The organism is Algoriphagus sp. 10J20-15 (assembly GCF_055809615.1).
The window spans coordinates 107,503-127,288 of record NZ_JBVVUG010000044.1; the positions used below are offsets into that span (position 1 = coordinate 107,503).

At 38.7% G+C, this 19,786-nt stretch carries 18 protein-coding genes; 6 read left to right on the forward strand and 12 right to left on the reverse strand.

What is annotated here, in order from left to right:
* Positions 1-111: 111 nt before the first annotated feature.
* Positions 112-1,023 carry a sugar phosphate isomerase/epimerase family protein gene (locus tag AC0L6R_RS18830; protein ID WP_473272619.1) on the reverse strand — a complete coding sequence of 304 codons (912 nt, stop codon included), beginning with the start codon at positions 1,021-1,023 and terminating at the stop codon, positions 112-114.
* Between the two features lie 159 nt (positions 1,024-1,182).
* Between AC0L6R_RS18830 and AC0L6R_RS18835 the strand changes: the two genes are divergently transcribed.
* On the forward strand, positions 1,183-1,848 hold the full coding sequence (locus AC0L6R_RS18835; protein WP_473272620.1) for an FAD-binding oxidoreductase: 666 nt from the start codon (positions 1,183-1,185) through the stop codon (positions 1,846-1,848).
* A gap of 8 nt (positions 1,849-1,856) precedes the next feature.
* On the opposite strand, the gene AC0L6R_RS18840 is transcribed toward AC0L6R_RS18835, so the two are convergent.
* From AC0L6R_RS18840 to AC0L6R_RS18875, 8 genes are all read right to left on the reverse strand, one after another.
* On the reverse strand, positions 1,857-3,116 hold the full coding sequence (locus AC0L6R_RS18840) for a cation:proton antiporter (RefSeq protein ID WP_473272622.1): 1,260 nt from the start codon (positions 3,114-3,116) through the stop codon (positions 1,857-1,859).
* Positions 3,117-3,254: 138 nt separating this feature from the next.
* A complete protein-coding gene (locus AC0L6R_RS18845; protein ID WP_473272623.1) occupies positions 3,255-3,980 on the reverse strand; it encodes a DoxX family protein in 726 nt (241 codons plus the stop codon).
* Positions 3,981-4,019: 39 nt separating this feature from the next.
* Entirely contained in the window at positions 4,020-5,351 is a 1,332-nt protein-coding gene (gene creD / locus AC0L6R_RS18850; protein WP_473272624.1) for a cell envelope integrity protein CreD, read from the reverse strand.
* Positions 5,352-5,404: 53 nt separating this feature from the next.
* The gene (locus tag AC0L6R_RS18855; protein WP_473272625.1) at positions 5,405-5,731 is read right to left on the reverse strand and encodes a hypothetical protein; all 327 of its coding nucleotides are present in this window, start codon (positions 5,729-5,731) and stop codon (positions 5,405-5,407) included.
* Between the two features lie 52 nt (positions 5,732-5,783).
* Entirely contained in the window at positions 5,784-6,077 is a 294-nt protein-coding gene (locus AC0L6R_RS18860) for a winged helix-turn-helix domain-containing protein (protein WP_283412716.1), read from the reverse strand.
* 150 nt (positions 6,078-6,227) lie between these two features.
* Complete coding sequence (locus tag AC0L6R_RS18865) at positions 6,228-6,695, reverse strand: hypothetical protein (RefSeq protein WP_473272626.1); 468 nt, start codon at positions 6,693-6,695, stop codon at positions 6,228-6,230.
* A gap of 91 nt (positions 6,696-6,786) precedes the next feature.
* Entirely contained in the window at positions 6,787-7,482 is a 696-nt protein-coding gene (locus tag AC0L6R_RS18870; protein WP_473272628.1) for a LytR/AlgR family response regulator transcription factor, read from the reverse strand.
* A complete protein-coding gene (locus AC0L6R_RS18875; protein WP_473272629.1) occupies positions 7,479-8,564 on the reverse strand; it encodes a sensor histidine kinase in 1,086 nt (361 codons plus the stop codon). The genes AC0L6R_RS18870 and AC0L6R_RS18875 overlap by 4 nt, the downstream gene beginning before the upstream one ends.
* A gap of 211 nt (positions 8,565-8,775) precedes the next feature.
* Here AC0L6R_RS18875 and AC0L6R_RS18880 point away from each other — a divergent pair, with 211 nt between their 5' ends.
* The 3 genes from AC0L6R_RS18880 to AC0L6R_RS18890 all read left to right on the forward strand — a co-directional run bounded on the left by AC0L6R_RS18880 (position 8,776) and on the right by AC0L6R_RS18890 (position 11,882).
* On the forward strand, positions 8,776-9,177 hold the full coding sequence (locus AC0L6R_RS18880) for a hypothetical protein (protein WP_473272630.1): 402 nt from the start codon (positions 8,776-8,778) through the stop codon (positions 9,175-9,177).
* A gap of 63 nt (positions 9,178-9,240) precedes the next feature.
* The gene (locus tag AC0L6R_RS18885; RefSeq protein ID WP_473272631.1) at positions 9,241-10,470 is read left to right on the forward strand and encodes an alpha/beta hydrolase-fold protein; all 1,230 of its coding nucleotides are present in this window, start codon (positions 9,241-9,243) and stop codon (positions 10,468-10,470) included.
* A gap of 59 nt (positions 10,471-10,529) precedes the next feature.
* Entirely contained in the window at positions 10,530-11,882 is a 1,353-nt protein-coding gene (locus tag AC0L6R_RS18890; RefSeq protein WP_283412710.1) for an amidohydrolase family protein, read from the forward strand.
* Between the two features lie 31 nt (positions 11,883-11,913).
* On the opposite strand, the gene AC0L6R_RS18895 is transcribed toward AC0L6R_RS18890, so the two are convergent.
* The gene (locus AC0L6R_RS18895; protein WP_473272633.1) at positions 11,914-14,268 is read right to left on the reverse strand and encodes an ABC transporter permease; all 2,355 of its coding nucleotides are present in this window, start codon (positions 14,266-14,268) and stop codon (positions 11,914-11,916) included.
* Positions 14,269-14,485: 217 nt separating this feature from the next.
* Positions 14,486-14,935 carry a nuclear transport factor 2 family protein gene (locus AC0L6R_RS18900; protein ID WP_473272634.1) on the reverse strand — a complete coding sequence of 150 codons (450 nt, stop codon included), beginning with the start codon at positions 14,933-14,935 and terminating at the stop codon, positions 14,486-14,488.
* A gap of 404 nt (positions 14,936-15,339) precedes the next feature.
* Here AC0L6R_RS18900 and AC0L6R_RS18905 point away from each other — a divergent pair, with 404 nt between their 5' ends.
* Both AC0L6R_RS18905 and AC0L6R_RS18910 read left to right on the forward strand, forming a co-directional pair.
* A complete protein-coding gene (locus tag AC0L6R_RS18905; RefSeq protein ID WP_473272635.1) occupies positions 15,340-16,602 on the forward strand; it encodes a hypothetical protein in 1,263 nt (420 codons plus the stop codon).
* Between the two features lie 3 nt (positions 16,603-16,605).
* The gene (locus AC0L6R_RS18910; RefSeq protein ID WP_283412706.1) at positions 16,606-18,060 is read left to right on the forward strand and encodes a Dyp-type peroxidase; all 1,455 of its coding nucleotides are present in this window, start codon (positions 16,606-16,608) and stop codon (positions 18,058-18,060) included.
* A 10-nt stretch (positions 18,061-18,070) separates the two neighbouring features.
* Here AC0L6R_RS18910 and AC0L6R_RS18915 read toward each other — a convergent pair whose 3' ends face one another.
* Positions 18,071-19,636, reverse strand: a complete 1,566-nt coding sequence (locus AC0L6R_RS18915; protein ID WP_473272636.1) for a hypothetical protein — start codon at positions 19,634-19,636, stop codon at positions 18,071-18,073.
* Between the last annotated feature and the right edge of the window lie 150 nt (positions 19,637-19,786).

The following is a 19,786-nucleotide window of genomic DNA, read 5'->3' on the forward strand; positions in this document are numbered from 1 at the left end:
ACTAAAAACATCTGAAATGAGGAGTGGGTTATTATTGAGTTTTAAAAGCAGGATCCTCAAAACGACAAAAGCCACCGATTAAGGTGGCTTTTAATTTATAAAAAGGGGGGATTATTTGAATCCAATCTCTTCTAAACCTTGATGGCTGATTTTGATTGCTTCCAAAGGGTCTAAATCGAAAGTATTGTCCTGCTCTACTAAGTAGAACTCCATTCCTGATTTATCCTTCTCTGCCAAGATTCTCTTGAAATCTATCGTGCCAGTTCCTACAGGAGCAAAGTTACCTTCTTCATTCATGTCTTTTACATGCCAAGCAATGAAGCGCCCTGGATACTTTTCAAAATAGGTTAGCGGGTCTACGCCAGCTTTAGTCACCCAGAAAAGATCCATCTGAAAGTTTACAAATTCGGGATTACATTTCTCCAAAAGTAAATCTTCGATCACTGTTCCATCCTCCAAAGTCTTGAATTCAAAATCATGATTATGGTAAAGTAACTTGACGCCTGCATTTGAACACTTTTCGCCCAAGGTATTCATGATATTAACCAATTCTTCTGGTGTACCCTTCATGCCCATACCATCTTTTCCGGAAGTAAACATGCCCATAGGAGGTACAGGAATGACAAAATATTCTATTCCAGCAGCCTTTACGTCTGAAATCAATTGATCTGCATTCTCCAAATTAACCATGCCCATGTGCGCACTTTTCGCAGTCAGGCCAAGGGATTCTAAGTAGGATTTGAATTCAGTAGGGGTCATGCCGTAGAACTTCCCATCTGAATAATTAGCTGTTTCTACGTAAGCATAGCCGTTTTCTGCTACAGCTTTTAGCGTGCCTTTAGGGTCTTTCGACATAGCATCTCTCAATGTATAGAGAGCTAATCCACCAAAATTGGCTGATGCTACTTGTGTTTCTTCCATTGTTTCTTCCACCTCTTCAGTTCCTGTTTTGCTGGAACATGCCGTGAAAGCAAGAGATAGAATGAGTAATAAGAGGATGCTTTGATTTACTTGTTTTTTCATTTTTGAATAGGGGTTTTTCAAAGCTCAAGTTAGCTAAATCATATAAATATTGAAGATATTACTCAATTTACGTCCTCGGACTCGTAGGATTAAATAGGAAGTGACTAAACAAAAAACTTTGAATACGTATTATATAGTAACACCAACTATCTTATTTTAATGGCTTACGTTTCAAAACTAATTGATATCCAAAAACTAACACATGATGTAAAGCAGTATAAAGTGGAGAAGCCCAAGGGCTATTCTTTTACTCCAGGTCAAGCAACTGAATTAGCTATTAACAAACCAGAGTGGAAAAAGGAAAAGCGGCCATTTACATTTACTTCTTTGCCAGAGGATGATTATTTGCAATTTGTAATAAAATCCTACGCTGATCACGATGGGCTGACCAATCAACTCGACCGATTAGTGGTAGGAGATGAGCTAATACTAGATGATTCCTGGGGAGCCATAAACTACAAGGGAAAGGGAGTATTTATAGCTGGAGGTGCTGGAGTTACCCCGTTTATCGCGATTATAAAGTCTTTGAAAGAAAAAGGAGAACTGTCTGGAAATCAACTTTTCTTTGCAAATAAGACTAAGCAGGATGTGATTTTGGAAAGCTATTTCAGAGAGACGTTAGGGAAAGACTTTGTTTCTATTCTTGAAAAAGAAAGTGCTAGTGGTCATGAAAATGGTCTCATTGATGAAGCGTTTTTAAAGGAACATGTACAGGACTATTCTCAGCACTTTTACGTTTGTGGACCTGATTCAATGGTGAAAGCTATAAGTGAGACTTTAGAGCAATTAGGAGCAAGTCCAGAAGCTATTACTTTCGAAAAATAAGTTTTCTGTTACTTCGGATCGTCATTCTCGCTCATACCTATTACTCTTTTCACCAAAGGTCCTATTGTTAAACCTTGTCCTATGATTGAGAAAACCACAATCACATAGGTCACGGTTAGGAAGAGTTCTCGCTCCATTTGCGGCTCAAGAGATAAAGCTAATGCGATGGAAATTCCACCTCGGATTCCGCCCCAAGTCATCATCAAGCCTGTTTTAGGGATAAAGTCCAGTTGCTTTCTGAAAATTGCCACTGGCCCTGCCAACGATAAATATCTTGCGAGAAGAGCTACTGGAATTGCGATTAGCCCTAGAGTTAGGTACTCCTCGCTTGCAGTAATAATCAGGAGCTCCAGACCGATTAATACAAAGAGGACTGCGTTTAGCAGCACATCGATCAACTCCCAGAATTTATCCACGTAGTTATGTGTGGTCTCAGACCAGGCAATGGTCGGAGATTTGTTTCCTATAAAAATCCCGGCTACCACTACGGCCAGCGGACCCGATACATGAAGGTAATGTGCTAGCATAGATAGCCCCATCACCAGCGCTAACGTGATGATTACTTCGGTTTCGTAGTGATCTATCACTTTCATCAATCTAAATGTCAACCAGCCTGCGACCAGACCTAAGCCAATTCCTCCAGCCACTTCTTCGAGAAAAAGTAATCCGACTTCGTTTGCACTCACCGCACCGATTCCTTTCTGTGCTATTTTGAAAATCACTAGGAAAATAACCACACCCACGCCATCATTAAAAAGCGATTCGCCAACTATTTTGACTTCAAGTTTTTTAGGTGCATTGGCATCTTTAAGAATCCCCAAAACAGCAATAGGGTCCGTAGGAGAGATCAGAGCTCCAAACAATAGACAGTAGATGTAGTCGATTTCATGCCCAAAAAGAATGAAAACGTAGAACATCATGGTTCCCGCCAAAAAAGTGGAAATTAGCACACCGATAGTGGCAAAGACAGCAATCGGGGCTTTCATCGCTTTCAATGAATCCAGTTTGGTATGCAGCGCCCCAGCGAAAAGCAAAAAGCTCAGCATCACATCCAACAAAGCAGTTTCGAAGTCGATAGAACCTATCAGCAACTCAGCTTCGTCGATGAAAAAGTGATTGATTTTACCTAAAATGGTGATGCCTAGTGTGAATACGATGGCAATAATCATCAAGCCAATCGTAAAAGGCAACTTCAGGAATTTAGTATTGATAAAGGCAAATACTGCTGATAGGACTATAAGAATGGTAATGATGCTAAAAATATCCATTGACTAGAAGTGGTTTTGATGGCATTTGCCAAAATACAACCATTTTATTGATTGAGTCAAAAAAGTGCAGGGATCATTCCCACAGAAGTCCCTGCAAGTATATGCATCTCCTATTTTTATTTTAATGGATATAACAACCTACTTTTTGCTTTGATCAAATCTCTCTAGGCAATCATCCAAGGGGTTTCCATTGGTATGGACACATTCACAAAATTCAAATCCAGCTGCCTCATATTCTTTTCCTACAAACTGTTTTTTGCAGGATTCTAAAGAATTCTGAGGCATCGCTTCATGCCCAAAACGTGAAAACAATACGGTGAAAACCAGGATTCCAATCACTCCTAAAAAGAACAGAAATGGAAACTTTTTATCGAATTTCTCAGGCTTTAGCACGCTTACTTCCTTCGAATATCGATTAAAAGGCAAGATGTATCTCAGCTTGTCGTAATGCCACGCCAGAATGTAAAGATTGGCCAACACCATTAATGGCGACGTGACATAGGAGCCCACAAATCGAACTGCATATGAAAGCACCCAAATATTTACAATAATGGGCAAGTACACTAATGCTCCCATTAACACTGTGCGAGGAATAAGAAGTAAGATCGCTGCTAACACCTGTGCAACACCGATAAAAGTGTAGTAATACCCCGTGTGATGCAGTGCCTCCAGGTAGGAGCCCATGGGATGTATGACAGATAAACCGCTGGCAAATCGCTCACCAAGAATTTTCACCATTCCTGCTACTATAAATGCATAGGCTAGAAGGATTCTGCAACCGAGTTGAAACAACCAGTGCCATCTATTTCTCTTTATGCTGAAGTAATAGTTCTCTAATTTTTCAGGTAAACTTGATAATTTCATTTGCTTTCAAATAAAGGTGTCAAACAGATCTACTCTGATTTATTTTTTATACCAATCGATTTTTCTAGATATAAACATGGTCACTGCAAGTGCTATAAAAAGCCCAATACTTCCAATCAATAAGGCGTAGTCCTGTTGCTTTATGATCACAAAAATGAAAAGGTAAAAGGCAGAAAGAATTCCTGTGAAAATCCCTGTGGTTTTGAGTTGGGAAAAGAGGCTTTTGGAATAAAATGCTAGGAGTCCTACGGTAGCTAAGCTCGAAATAAGGTATGCTGATGTAAAACCAAATTGCTCTGAAAGTGCTATCAACAGGGTGTAATAGAGGACAAGCGCAAAACCAACCAGAGTATATTGAAGCGGGTGAATTCTTCTTTTAGTAAAGGTCTCCATGAGGAACAAGGCCAGAAAACTCAAGATAATGATGAGGATTGCATATTTCGAAGTTCGTATGCTCTGCTGGTATTGATCTACGGGCATTTTGAGGCTTAAGCCAAAGGAACTTTCCAGAAAATTTGGCAGCGTATTGGTGAATTCCTGGCCAAAAGGTCTATTGAAATGAAGGACCTTCCATGTGCTCTCAAAACCTTCCTTGGTCAAAACTCTTTCTTCAGGTAAAAAGTCTCCCTGGAAACTCGGGTTAGGCCAGTTTCCACTGAGGTTCAAGGTGGTGGTTTTGCCTAAAGGAACGATATGAAACTCCTTGCTTCCTTTCAGCTTTATTTTTCCAGAGAATGTAAAATCATTTGATGCAGAATCTAGGTAAGCAGGGAATTGAAGACCCTTCAAGTTAGTTTGAGTATCAGTAAATGGTTCTGAAATAAGCGATTTGCTATCAAGTTTTAGGTCAGGATTTTCACCAATTCCTCTTAGATCACTCACGGAAATTAGAAAGGTGGCTTGATCCCAAAGTACTTGCTCAGTGGTTATATCAAGTTTTCCAAGTGCAATGGAATTGAAGTTGGCTTTCAGATCTAAATCGCCTCGGTAAACGACCACATCAAAAATGCCTCGATGAAGAGATTCGGCCTGAAGGTCCCCAGTGACGTCTAAAAGATCAGGTAGAAAATAAGCCGTTTGTAATTCCTTAATTACCTTGGTTTCACCGTTGCTCTGTACCTCTCGATACGTATGATAGGGTAGTGCCAGATAGGGACCAATTACAGTTTGCGCCCGAGACCATTTATCTGTCACTTCATTTTCCGTTTCTTGGAGACGGATTTGCCTTTCGTTAATTAAGTCCGTAATCAAGGCTTGAGGAATTAAAAGTAATAAGGCAATGAAGCCTATTACTAAAAGTTTTAAGCTGGTAGAGCGGGAAATCCAATCCTGAAATTTTTCGAGGATAGAAAGGTTTGATTCTTTTTCCATGATTTAGTGAGTTAAAGTGTGAGGTAAATTATAGGTAGGTGTATATGGAGATATTAATCCCAAAGCCCAACTAGGCTGAATGCGAAAACTGCACCGAGCCATATCCCTACGAAGTAGAGTAGAGTGCTGAAAATGATAGCCGCCAGTTTTCTTCCTCCAGAAGGAAACCAGACAAATCCCATGAGGTAGAAGAATAATCCTCCAAACAAACCTCCCAATGGGATAAAGGTGAGGGGGATATACATCCAGGATTCGAAGTCCCCACTCTTGACCAGTATAAAAAACATAAGCCAGGAAAATGGGATGCAGGCTCCAATGAGTGCCGCTACTGCAGCTGATTTGGATTGAATGCCTTTCAGAAACTCTATGCTTGTTTTCATTATTTTGTGTTTTGAAAGTACTTTGTATTTCAAAGTGAATGTTTAAATTTTTTTAGGTTTTGTTTTCTTTGATCAAATTTTCAAGGAATTCAAGATGGTCTTGAAATGCTGCTTTACCTTTGGCTGTTGCAGAATAATTGGTTAATGGTTTTCTGCCCAGGAATGATTTAGCTACAGAAATGTATTCTTGCTTCTCTAGGTTTTTCAGGTGCGAAGCCAGGTTGCCATCCGTCACATCTAGCAGCTCTTTGAATGAATTAAAATCAAATTCATCATTGACCATCAAGATGGACATGACCCGCAATCGGACCACATTTTCAAATGCCTTATCGTAATTCCCCTTCACCTTACCTGTCGTATTTGTAATACATCATCGCTCCGTAGATGACATGCAGTACTCCAAAACCTAATGACCAGGTGAGCAGGCCAAAAGCCTGGGAGGAATGCCGAGATAACTCCAAGCACAAGCTGACAATAGCCAAGGTATTTGATGTCGTTATGAGTGAAGTGGGAGGCATTCAGCAAACCCAATCCATAAAAGATCAAGGTTGTGGGAGCGACTACAGCGAGATGTCCTCTTGAAATCAAAGCCAAGCAAAAAACTCCACCAATTGCTATGGGTATAAATAGCGCTTGGATGAAACGTTTGCTTGCTGGAGTCCCAGAATTTGGTAGACTTTTTCTTGCTGTTATTTTGACTCATCACCCAAGCAGTTCCTATAGATAGTAACAACACGATCAATGCAGTGATTAGCAACTTGCCAACTATCCCTTCATCACTGATCTTGTCTATGTTACTGCCATAAGGTACTTTTGGATAATAGATCCAGGTATAAGCAATCCCGGCTGCGATCAAAGCGTAGGTCCCTGCCAATATTCCAGAAAGTCCACTGAGGCTTAGGAAGCGAGTGCTTCGCTCCATCATAGACTTGATTTCGGCTAACTCTTGTTCAGGTTTTCGCATAGTTAAAAGTACTTTGAAATACAAAGTAAATTAGAAAAATCATTTTCTCACTATGGATTGAGAAAATATTCAGAATTTTTAAGATTTATATTTATTCAAATTGCTGAAGCCTTTTCAAAACATCCTCTTTATAAGATCTGCTAATGGTCAAAGCCTTTCCATCTATTTCTAGAAATTCATGGGTATAGGAAGTGATGGCTGCGATATTTCCGATAAAGGATCGGTGGAATCTGATGAATTGATTTTCAGGAAGCTTTTTTTCGAAATTAGATAGGCTCTCGCGCACAACCGATACGCGATCAGTCAAATGAATCTTGATGTAGTCAGCAAAGCTTTCTATGTAAAGTATGTCCGCGAAGTTTACTTTTTCCATTTTTCGATCTTGACGAACAAATAAGAAATTGGGCTTTTCTTCAGTTGAATTTGCCCTGCTTTTCTCAATAGCCTCTCTTACTTTAGAAACTGATTTAAGAAATCTCTCAAAAGGAATGGGTTTCAGCAAATAGTCCGTTGCCTCAAGATTAAATCCCTCAATAGCATATTCCCGAAAGGCAGTGGTGAAAATCATATGAATCTCCTGAGGGATGATTTTGGCGAAAGCCATCCCGTCAATTCCAGGCATATTGATGTCGAGGAATATTAAGTCGATTTGTTCAAGTTGTAGTACATTGAAAGCTTCGTTAGCATTGCTTGCGCACCCGATAAGGTTCAAATGATCAACCTTGGATATGAAGTCCTTCAGAATATTCTGGGCAATGGGTTCGTCGTCAACGATCAGGCAATTCATGAGCTCTTGGGATGATTTGTTTGTATGTGAAGGTTGACAATAAAGTAGCCATTCACTTTTTCGAAGGTAAAATTATAGGCTTTTGGATAGAGGAGTGCTAGGCGTTTTTGGATGTTTTGAAGTCCTATTCCAGAAGAAGTTAGTGTTTCATTCTGATCAGTTTCCTCTAAGGAGTTTTTTAGGAAGAAGTTTATATCACCCTCACTAGCCTCTATTCTTAATTCTACAAAAGCGTCATTTCCCTGGGACTTTCCATGTTTGAAACTGTTTTCCAGCAAAGGAAGAAAAAGCATAGGAGCGATCATTTGGCTGCTTAAATTATCTGGAAAAGTCGATTTGATTTTCAGTTTTTCCCCATGTCTCAACTTTTCCAAATCCAGGTAATCCTTCAAATGATCGATCTCATCTTGTAAGGGAACCATAGACTTTTTGGTTTGGTACAAGATATAGTCCAATAGATTAGAGAGTTTAAGTATCAACTCAGGTGTTTGATTGCTTTTTAAAATTGCTGAGCCATAAATCGTATTTAGTGTATTGAATAAAAAATGTGGATGAATCTGCATTTTGAGGTAGGAGAGTTCGTCTTGTTTTAGTTGAAGTTCACCATTTACCAGCGCATATTGTAGATCCTGATTTCGCAGGTGAATTTTATAGCTTTCTCGGTAAGCAGAAAATAAGGAAGTCAATAACACAATAATATATACCCCAATGATGATGAGGTAAAGATTCTTGCTCAGCATAAAGTCACTATCCATTGTCTCCAAAGAGTTAATGAAAATAAAGCCATAAAAGGAGGATAAGGCAATTAAGAAAAATGAAATAACTAGGGTGTAAACCGTGTATAGCGCAAACCAGAAGTACTTTTGCCGAAATAGGTATTCTGGAATAAGGCGAAAACTGAATACATTAACCATTCCCATGGTAACTGGGAGTAAAAAGACTCCGAAAGTAAAGGCAGGAGCGAGATCGGAAATAGTAATGCCGAAGTAAAAAGTAAAGAACAAAAGAGTGCCTAAACAGATCGATAACTGTTCCAGTAGCTTCTTTGATACCTGAATTAACAACCGCTTATTATTCTTCATTGAAACGGACAAGGTCTTGTAAAAATTTGTATTTGCAAAGAATTTGCGATGGTTGACGGGTTTTGCTGGATAGGCAACATTGAGTAGCTGGTATTTTTCAAAACCAAACGAATTCCTGTCAATTTGGTAGTTTAGTCAGTTGTTGGTCGCAAAATCTTATTTGAGAATACCAAGTACTGTAAACTTGTATCATCAACTAACCACAAAATCTATGTACACCATCACAGCTATTTTAACTCAGAAATTGGTTCTATCAAATGTAATCATCGAAAGATTTGTAGAAGGAGGATTGATCGGGATGTTACTTATTTTAGCCTGTTCACTGCTAGCGGTTTTTTTTACGCTGAAGGCCATTGCCAATCTGAATGGGGAGGTGGCTACTTTTTTGAAGTATAAAAAGCTGATCAACCAAGCAGTACTTCTCGGATTGGTGATTTCATTTGCCAACAGTTTAATGGGCTTGATCCAGGGGTTTGATGCCCTAGAGGCAACTGGCGGCGCGGATCCAGCTATACCTGGCAGGTGGATTAAAAATCACCTTGCTCTCACCCTTATTTGGATTAATAGTCTTTATTCTGGGGTATTCTACCACTTTTATCCTGAGCTGGATTAGAAAAGTAGAAATAGAAGAAGCCAAATAAATTTCCATTTAAAGTATTTCCCTAACACCATTCTGATGTCATCCCTGATTCAAAAAGCAGTGCTTTGTCTTGCTATCTTGTTTAGCATAATAAGTGAAACTAATGCCCAATTCCTTTCCCAGATAGGCTTAAAAGACTCTGTTTATTCAGAGGTTTTAAATGAGTCCAGACAATTTTTTGTACAATTTCCTGAGGAATTTGACACTCAGAGTGATAAGAAATATCCTGTTGCGTTTATTCTGGATGGGGAAATTCTGTTTCCGGCTCTTACAGTGACTCAAAAGTTTTATATGGGTGGTTTTTTGCCGGATATGATCCTAATCGGAGTTTCTAATCAAGAAAATAGAACCAGAGATTTGACTCCTTCAGTTGTCGAGCCAAGCTATGGTCCGAATGGAGGGGCCGCTCAATTTTTGAGATTCCTAGGAGAGGAATTGATTCCATATGTGGAAGAAAACTATCCGGCCAGCGATTATAGAACGTTAATCGGACATTCTTATGGCGGACTCTTTTCGATCTATACTTTGATCCATCAGCCCGAACTTTTTGAGAATTATTTGGCGATTGATCCGAGTTTGGATTGGGATGATCAATTGATGCTAAAGCAAGCCAAGGAAGCATTTACGAAAGAAGGTCTGAATGGAAAATCGCTCTATATTTCTCTAAGTGGTCAGCTGCATATGCAAAAGCCAGAAATCACTATTGACAATGTCATGGATGACGATTCTGAATTCACCATGTTTGCCCGAAGCAATATTGCCTTTGCTGAGCTTTGCCGAGTTTATTCAGATCAAGGATTAGCGTTTGATTGGGAGATTTTCCCTAAAGACCTTCATGGAACCGTACCTCTACCTTCCTTAAGAAATGGGATGATTTCTCTTTTTGATTGGTTTCAAATGGAAAAAACCGAATTATTTAATATTCCTGAAACGCCCACCTCAGAATTACTCGATATCTTGAATTATAGAGCAGAGAAGCTAAGGAGTCATTTTGGTTTTGAAGTGCCACCCTTTCCTGAAGATTTGATCACCATTTCAGGTTATATGAATATGGATATGGGGCAAATGGAAAAGGCGAAAATGTTCTTTGATCAGGGGCTCAAATATTTTCCCAAAAGTGCCAATATGTATGATTCTATGGCTGATTATTTTGAAGCAAATAACGACATAGTGAGCGCTCTGGAATTTGTAAAAAAGGCCTACGAGATCTCTGGGAGTGATTATCACAGAGATAGAATGGGGGAGCTGACTTTGAAGATCAAATAATACTGGAAGGGATTTCTGTATATTCAGTATTCATTTTTAACGCAAACTCCTTTCTAAACATGACAAAATCCCTTTTCCTTATCATATTTTTTATCCTTTTGGTAAGTTTCCAAACCTACTCCCAGAACCTTGTGATCAGAGGAGGTTGGGTGTTTGATACTGATAGTAAAAGTTTTCAAAAGAACTCAGGGATTTTTATTGGAGATGGGCTTTTTAGAAATGGAGAAGGAATAAAAGATTGGGAGGTTCTCAGTTTAAGTGATGAGGATTATGTGCTTCCGGGCTTAATTGATTTGCATGCACATTACAGAGTGAGCTATGCCAATAAAGCCTTTGATGATACGGTAGCTATGCCCAAGATTTTTCTTGCCAATGGCATTACCAGTACTTTTCCTGCTGGAGAAATTGAGCCTGAGAAAATGTGGGATCTTCAAGAGGCGATCGATGCCAATAAAAGGCTTGGGCCTAGAATCCTGCACTCTGGACCGTATTTTGGTTCGGCGGCTCCTGATTGGAACCCTGATTTTACTGAGAAACAAATCCGAGATCGAGTGGATTATTGGGCAAAAAGAGGTGCAATTGGTTTCAAAGCTAAAGGGATTTCAAAAGAGCATCTTGCAATTCTAATCGACCAAGCTCATAAGCATAATCTTACGGTAACCGGACATTTGGATTCTGGATTTAGAAACTCGGTCAATCCTCAGGATGCGATCAAAATTGGGATTGATCGAGTAGAGCATTTCTTGGGAGGAGATTTGTTGGTGACCACTACCAATGCTTATAATAGTTTGAAAGACCTAGACCCTGCAGATCCCAGACTGGAAGAAATCATTCAATTGTATATCAAAAACGGAGTTTATTTCGATGCTACTCTTGGAACGTACGGGGCGATTGGAATGATAGATTCTCCAATATTTGAAGATTGGGCAAATGAAGCGCAGTATTTGACTCCATTTTCTCAAAAGATTATAGCTGATGTGAAACCCTCGAGTTTCAATGAACTTTGTGCCTTAATATATCCAGTAAAACAAGGAACCCTTTTGAGGTATTATGAGGCAGGAGGCTTGATCACAATAGGTACGGATCGTCCTTTGTTATTGGATAATTATTTGGGTGGAGGGATCGGTGGTTTCTTTATTCATAGGGAAATGGCAGCCATGGTGGAAATTGGAATTCCAGCTGCCGAAGTACTTTACTATGCTACCCAGCAAAACGCTGAGGCTTTTCGAATAGACGACCGTGCCGGTAGCATTAGCCCTGGAAAGTGGGGAGATTTAATGATAATCAAAGGGAACCCAATAGAGGATATCAATCGAACCCGATCCGTTCATACTGTGGTTAAAGCGGGAAAAGTGTTCGATTCAAAAACGCTGCTGGAAGCTGCAAAAGGTAAATTGGGGCCTGTTGAATAGAAAATGTTATTTTCCATCTCTTAACAAAACCCTACTCCTCATTCTGCAGGGAATTCACAGGATTGGACCAGGCAGTCTTGATCGCATGATATCCGACGGATAGGAATGTAAGTCCCAGCATCAGCAAGCCAGTGAAAAAGAACAATGTCCAATGAATCTCTGTATGAAAAGTGAAGTTGGATAAGAATTCCCTTATAACATACCAAGCGATAGGAAAGCCAATCAGTAAGCTGGCAAAGACTAAAATAGCAAAGTCGCTACATAATAATAGAGAAAGACTTTTGGAAGAGGCGCCAAGGACTTTTCTAATTCCAATTTCTTTGGTTCTTCGTTCTGCTGTGAATGAAGCCAAACCAAAAAGACCCAAACCAGAGATTAAAATTGCAATGATTGTAAAAGAAAGAGCGAGTTTGCCTATGACTTGTTCATTTTGATATTCTCTTTCAAAAACCTCCTCTAGAAAAGAAAATTCAAAAGGATATTCCGGATTGTATTTTTTAAAAACTCCTTTTACTTGGTCAATTAATCCAGCCATGGAAGCTTGATTGGAAACTTTGATGAAATAGTGTGAACCAAGATTTTCAGAAAACATGAAAATCATCGGTTCAATATCAAACTTCAGGTTATCGTTATGAAAGTCTTCTGAAACTCCAATGATTTGACCTTTTCCATGCCACATTTCCAATTCAGTACCGACTGCAGTTTCAAGATCCAACCCCATCGCTTCTACAGCTTTTTTATTGATGATGTAATTCGAGGCATCTTGAGCACCTAAGAAATTTCTGCCATTACTTATAGGGATGTTTAGGGTAGGAATAAACGCCTCGTCGCATCGATAAATTTTAAAATTGATGTTTGAATTTTCAGGTTTTCCAGTCCAAACGGGATCATTTGTGGTGATTGGAACGGTAAAAATGCTGTTCCCACCAAAGGCAATATTTTCGATTCCTGGAAGCTGAAGTAATTCATTTTTTATCCCCTCATAGCTTTTGACAATGCCTTCATTTTGATCAATGAGGAGGATGTTTTCTTTATTAAATCCAAGATTCCGGTTGCTGATAAAATTTATTTGCTGATAAATAGCAATACTTCCCACGATCAATATGGCCGAAGTAGAAAATTGGGCAATGACCAGAATTCTTCGCAAAGTCTGTCCTTTCAGAATCGATTTATTATCTCCTTTCAAAACAGAAATAGGTTTGAAGCGGGATAAAATAAATGCAGGGTAGGCCCCAGAAAGAACTCCGGTAATGATGGTAATTGACACTAAACCTAGTAGGAAAATAGGGTTGGTTAGGTCAAGGGCTAGATTTTTTCCTGTGAGTTGATTAAAAAAGGGAAGGAGCAATTGCACCAAAAGGATCGCTAGAATTAATGCTATCCAAGAGACCAAAATAGATTCAGTAATAAATTGAATTACGAGTTCAGATTTATTTGCACCTATAGATTTACGGATTCCTACTTCCCGACCTCTTGAACCTGATCTTGCAGTTGCAAGGTTGATGAAATTGATGCATGCCATGATTAGAATCACAATAGCTACAATCCCAAAAAGATAAATTTGTTGAATTCTTCCGCCAATATTCACCCCATTTTCAAATTCTCCATGAAGTCGAAGCTTATGGTAAGGATAAAGAAATGGCTGGCTAGTGCATTCTGTACAGTTTTTTTGTATCAGATTAGCAATTTTATTAGTAGGGATTTCTGAATTCTCACTCAGCAAGACTGTCGTTCTCGATCCACCACTTGCCCAGTTTTGCATCCATGGATTCTCTTGTAGATAGAGATCAAAAGGAGCAACGAAATCAAATTGTAGGGAAGAATTATTAGGGATGTTTTTGAATACACCAGCCACCGTCAATTCCTGATCTTGCCCAAGTAGAATAGTTTTTTCTAATGAGGTTTCATCCTTGAAAAGCTTTTTCGCCAAGTCTTCAGAAATATACACGCTGTTTAACTTATTCTGAATGTTATCAACGCTGCCTTTTACCAATGGAAAACTAAAGACCCTGAAAAAATTGGGATCAGCATAAATTCCTATTTCATTAAAGCCCTCAGCTTTATGCTTTACCAATACAGCACTTTCAAAACTGTATTGAGTCGCTAGTTCTATTTCAGGAATTTCATTGACAAGAGTTTCTTTCAGTCTGGATGGATTAGCGGGATAGGTATCAATAATTCCATCTGGTCTTTCGCTATTAACCATGACACTATAGACTCTATCGCTTTCAATATGAAACTTATCAAACGATAGTTCATCTAGGATCCACAAAAAGATAAAAATGCTTGCTACTATTCCAGATGTTAAGCCAAGAATATTGATCAAGGTATAGCCCTTCTGTCGTCTCAGATTTCTAAAAGATGTCTTCAGATAATTTTTCCACATGGTATTCTCAAATTTTGGAGAAACAAATCTGTATCTCTTTTTTGCTTCCACACAAAAAACCAAAAGGCATGCCTTCCCTAAACCCGCATAGAGAGCTTGAGAGAAGCTTTTTCAAATTGTGATAATAAAATCCGCGGACAATTTTGTTCGGTTTTGGGAAAAACCTAAGATTAAAAAAAACTTCGTAAAGGTTGATTTTGTCTAAAGCTTTGATCCACTATTCCTCTTCAGGAACCGCCATGGTGTGATTTCCAACTAAAAGGCACTGTCCATCTTTTTCCATATAGGTTCGCATGAAGTGGTATCGTGTAGGAGTAGGGCCTCTATCTACTATTGTGAATCCAGTAACAATAGCCACATTTCCTGTAATGGCGACTTTCACGTCACTTTGAACCCTAGATCGTGTGTTACTCGTTCCATTGGCAGCTTGAGTTTCTGCTCTCTTTATAGCGGCAGCTTTCGTATCAACCATTGAAGCATGATTGTGCACCCAGACAAAATTCTCTGCAAGTCTACTTTTGAAAAATTCCGGATCAGGTTTTAAGTTCATCTCTTCCCACTTTGCATCTAAGGCTTTGATGTTAGCTTCCGTCATACAAGTTTGTTGTGCAGTGGCTGTAAAACTTGCTAGGAGAAATAGGATAAATACTATATAGGATAATTTCATTGTAACTGCGGTGTTTAATATAATTAAGAATTGCTTTAAAGATATTTAGAATTGGATGGTTATCTAAACTTGCTTCATCGTTTTGTCCATATTAATTCATTTTATAAGTAATCGACGATTTTTCTAATTTCCTGATTCCTCTCTTATAGGATTATTCTTAGATCAAAATTGTGATAATGGATAATTAATTTTATATTGAAAGAGGCATTGTTAGTATTTTTAAAATAGGCCTTTCACCAATAATTACCGGTTAGAAATCTTTTCTTGAAATGAGAATGAAACCAATTTCTACTTTTAGTTTTTCAAGGAAATTGATCCAAATAAGCTTGTTTTCACCTTATTTATTTGACTTTCAGGGCTATGGTTTTTTAAATATTAAATTAGTTATAGGTTAATAAATCTATATGCAACAAAACTCAACTACTATTCTGGTTCCTGTAATCGCTGATAAGGTTCAGGGTTTACTAGACCAATTGGTAGAAATCAAACGGAATTCCAAGGAAGGTATCTCCAAAGAATTTGATGCTTTGTCCATCATACATTATGCTCGATGGGTCGTGATAGATCATGGGAAGTCTTATATAAATGATGAGAAGAAAAGAAACCCGAAGTTACTTTTTGTGATAGATTACGATGGGGAGGAAGGAGAAATGCTCCATAAAGTCAGCGAAAATTCCAGTACCATATTGGATTTAGTTTATGTTTTTTGTGAAGGATATCCACCATTAAATACAGTAAACACAGCCAGTAGGAAATCCTTTTTGGCCAGTCATGTGATCAAAGATGCAGCTGTTTACATAGGAGCTCCGGGAAGGTCTGTTTTGCAGATACAAAAGGAAAAAAAGCTTCGGGATTTTATCCGTGATTTTATCGATTCTAGGACTTGGGAAGATGTTTCACCTGATACTGTACATAGGAAAATTAAAGAACAGGTATTAGCTAATCCCGATTTCTCTTATTTGAAAGAGGAAAGAGTTTCAATGCCTCATATCAATTATTTCGGGGTAGTTTTATTAGGAATTTGCTTGCTCGCCTTATTGCCCTTTATCATTATTTTATTGTTGATTGTACACTTCTTTTACGAGCGAAAAGATGAGAATTTCACAAAAAAGAGAAGCCAGTTAGACAATGACTTTTTGACTGAATTGGAAGTGTATGAAGATTTCAAAAATCAAAATCAATTTACCCAGCTCGTAGATATGAAAGAAGGGAATGTCCGTCTTTTAGCAATTAAGTTCATGTTTTTGCTTTCTAATTTCCTCATCAAATTCATCTTCACTCAGGGCAAATTAATGGGTATCCCTACGATTCACTTTGCTAAATGGGTTATGTTTGAGAAAAATTCCCGAGTCCTGTTTTTCTCCAATTTCGATGGGAGTTGGCAGCAATATCTTGGAGATTTCATCGATAATAGCGGTTGGGGACTTACTGGGATTTTCTCCAATACCAAGGTTTTTCCAAAGACAAACTTTCTAATTACTGGTGGTGCTTACAAGGAAGAGTACTTTTTGGCTTGGAGCCGCAATTCCGAGCTAGTGACTAATTTTTGGTACACAGCATATCCTTACCTCTCCATAAAAAATGTCAATAATAACACCCGAATTAGGGTTCAATTGATGAAAACACTTTCAGAGCGTCAGGCTGCCAAATTTCTTAAACTCCTATAGACTATGACAAGGCTAGAACTAGAAAATATCCAAGGTTATCTTATCCGCGGGTATGCTCATATGCTGTATTCGAGGTTTGTTTATTTACAGATTTCAGATGCTAAGTCATTCAAAAAATGGTTGTCACAGTCGTGGAAGGAAATGACATCAGCAAGACATATACCCGATAAGTCCAAAATCTCTTCTACGCATTTGAATATTGCTTTTACTCATGCTGGATTAGGAAAGTTGGGGTTGCATGAAGAGAATCTTGGTGCATTTTCTAGAGAATTTAGACAAGGGATGGTTTCTGACCATAGAACCAGATTATTGGGAGATTTTGGCACCAGTCGACCGGAAGTTTGGAATTGGGGAGGACCTCGTAATGAAACCATCCATCTCTGTTTAATGGTGTTTGGAAATGATAAATCTGCAAACGATGATCTTGAAAAAGATAAAATCGTGTGTCTAAATTATTATGATGCGTTAGCATCCCAGTTTGATGCAATTGGGGTTAAGGAACTCTTCTATGTGGATGGTCAAACTCAGCCAGATAATAAAGAACACTTTGGGTTTAGAGACGGAATATCTCAACCAATCATCGAAGGCTCTGGCAGAGTAGGAGATAAAGATGATGTCATCAAAGCGGGGGAGTTTCTATTTGGTTACAAAAACGAATTTGGTGTATATCCGGACACGCCTTTGATTGTAAAAGATCAAGGAGATTTGAATTTACTAACACCTGATGCAGGTGGGAGCGGTCACAAGGACATAGGAAAAGATGGGACTTTCATGGTAATGCGCCAATTGGATCAGGATGTAAATAAGTTTTGGGGTTATTTGAACGAAAAAACGAAAAATCCAGATGGTTCAATTAATGTAGCCGAGAGCTTAAAGTTGGGTGCAAAGTTTATGGGAAGATGGCAGAGTGGTGCACCAGTTACCCTTTTTCCAGATAGCGATCCTGGGCCATATAGTGATGTCAATGATTTTGGCTATGCTAAATTTGATAAGGATGGTTTGAAGTGCCCGTTTGGGTCACACTTAAGAAGAACAAATCCAAGAGACAATGTGGATGACCATGGCAAAAAAGAATCGCTAAAACTGAGTAAGCAGCATAGAATAATCAGACGAGCGAGGCTTTATGGAGAAATCTATGAGGGATCTCCTACCAATACTACTCCAAAAGGAGATGTTGGACTTTTGTTTATTTGCTTCAATGCAGATATCAGCCGTCAGTTTGAATTTCTCCAATATACCTGGGCAAATCTCCCGAAAAACAAGGAACTGTATAATGACCCTGATCCAATTATTGGCGTAAAGGAAACAGTCGAGCCTGGAGAAGAACAGAATTTCACTGTGCAAGATGAACCGGTAAGCAAAACGATTAAGGATCTGCCAAGAGTGATCACAGTGAAGGGTGGAGCCTATTTCTTTTTTCCATCTATAAATGTACTCCGATATCTATCTACGATTTAAATCCCTGCATCTACTCTTCTAAAAATGCTTTGGCATTATTTAAGCCATTTTGAAGGTACTTTTTCAGAAAAAGTGGGGCAAATATTGAAAGGAAAATTCGTGCAAATAGGTTTTTGTACGTAAAAGTATAAACCCATCGCAGTCTTGTCTTATCATCTACTGTATCAAACCACATGTGGCCATAGGTTTTGCTGGTGAATTTCTTAAAAATATCACTGAAATCGGTCGTTTGATAGGAGTAGTTAGAGTACCTGTGAACTGAGATAAGTTCTTCCACTAATGTAGCTGAGTCACCTCTTTCTACCAGCCTATTGTCACCAACTTCTGCCCAATTGCCACGTAACTTTTTCACTTTTATGATACCGTAAATAGGGCCAGTTTTCAGTAGCCAACTCGAAAGTTTTTCTACACTTGCTACGAATTCATATGCTGTCTTTTTATCGCAATTGACAATGACTTCAGCCGTGGTAAATATGATATGTTTGGATGGTACTTGCTGATCGAGTGTCACCTTCGTATTTACCGGAAGAATGTCATCCAGAAAATCAGAAGAGTCTTTAGGTTCCTCTGAGGGAAGTTTATTCATATCATGTCTGAATTTAGACATGGCTTCATAGACACGTTTTCTGACTCTATTAAAAGCTCCCAAAGGTCTGTGCACCGGCAGAGAATGCCAAGGGTTAAAGGAAAGGTTATCCCCATATTCGATCTGTGCGTTTGTATCGAAAACTTGGGGGTGAATGGTCAAGGTTGCAACTTTGATATTTTGAGAACTCCAGGCAACTGTAGGGTCTTCTATCGGCATGGCATCAGCATCAGTTTGAAACTGAACGAAAAAATCAAATTTGGCCTCATTGTCATGTAGCGTTTGGGCCATGTTATACCTCAAATAATTGTAATCTGTGGTGTTTTCTATGACTATGTTATTACTTGGAGATGGGCGAAGGTGATATTTGACAGCACGGTCTACAGTCCCAAATTGGTAAGGCTGGGTGCTCCAATAAGGGATTTCAAGAGGGTTTTTGCAGGCTACTTTACTTTTCGATGCACGCAGTATTATGGGCCATAAAACTGGGTTTAGAATGAAAAGTTTGCTTTTAAAGAAGTTTGGAGATGTTAATGCCTTGAGGAGTCTTGCTAATTCTTTGATGGTTTTTGCAAAGAAAGTCTCGGTACTCATCAGTAAAAAATCCTGAGTTTCGGCATTGATTTCGTCTTCCAATATCTTCTCTCCAGGCACACCAAGCAACTTAATAGCCACTCCTCTGATATCTTTTTTCTTGTCTTTTTGAGGCTTTGTGTTACCATTGGAAAATCGAACCCAAGCATTGTATTTTCTAGGATTGCCTGCAAATACTCCGACTTTAAGCTCCTCTGGTAAATCTTTTTCTACAGCAAAAGTGGCCTTTACACAGCCATGCATCTTGGTATGTACTTGTCGGAGCATCTTTTTGTCCTTGTACATTCGGGTGACTTGAGCTTCAAATTCCTGAAGCATTTCGTACCCAATACGATCTTCATCATATTGTACATATTCATGTCCTATTTTTTTTGGAGCTTCGGCTGAGATTGACATGTTATTCCTTATAGCGAGTTTAAAAAACAATAAAAGTGATTGGAATGTAATTAAAAATAAGGTGAAGCTAATGCAGATGAGAATTTTATTTTGTGTTTTTTATATTGGATTTTGTATTAAATTTAGTGAAATGGATCACCCTATTATCCA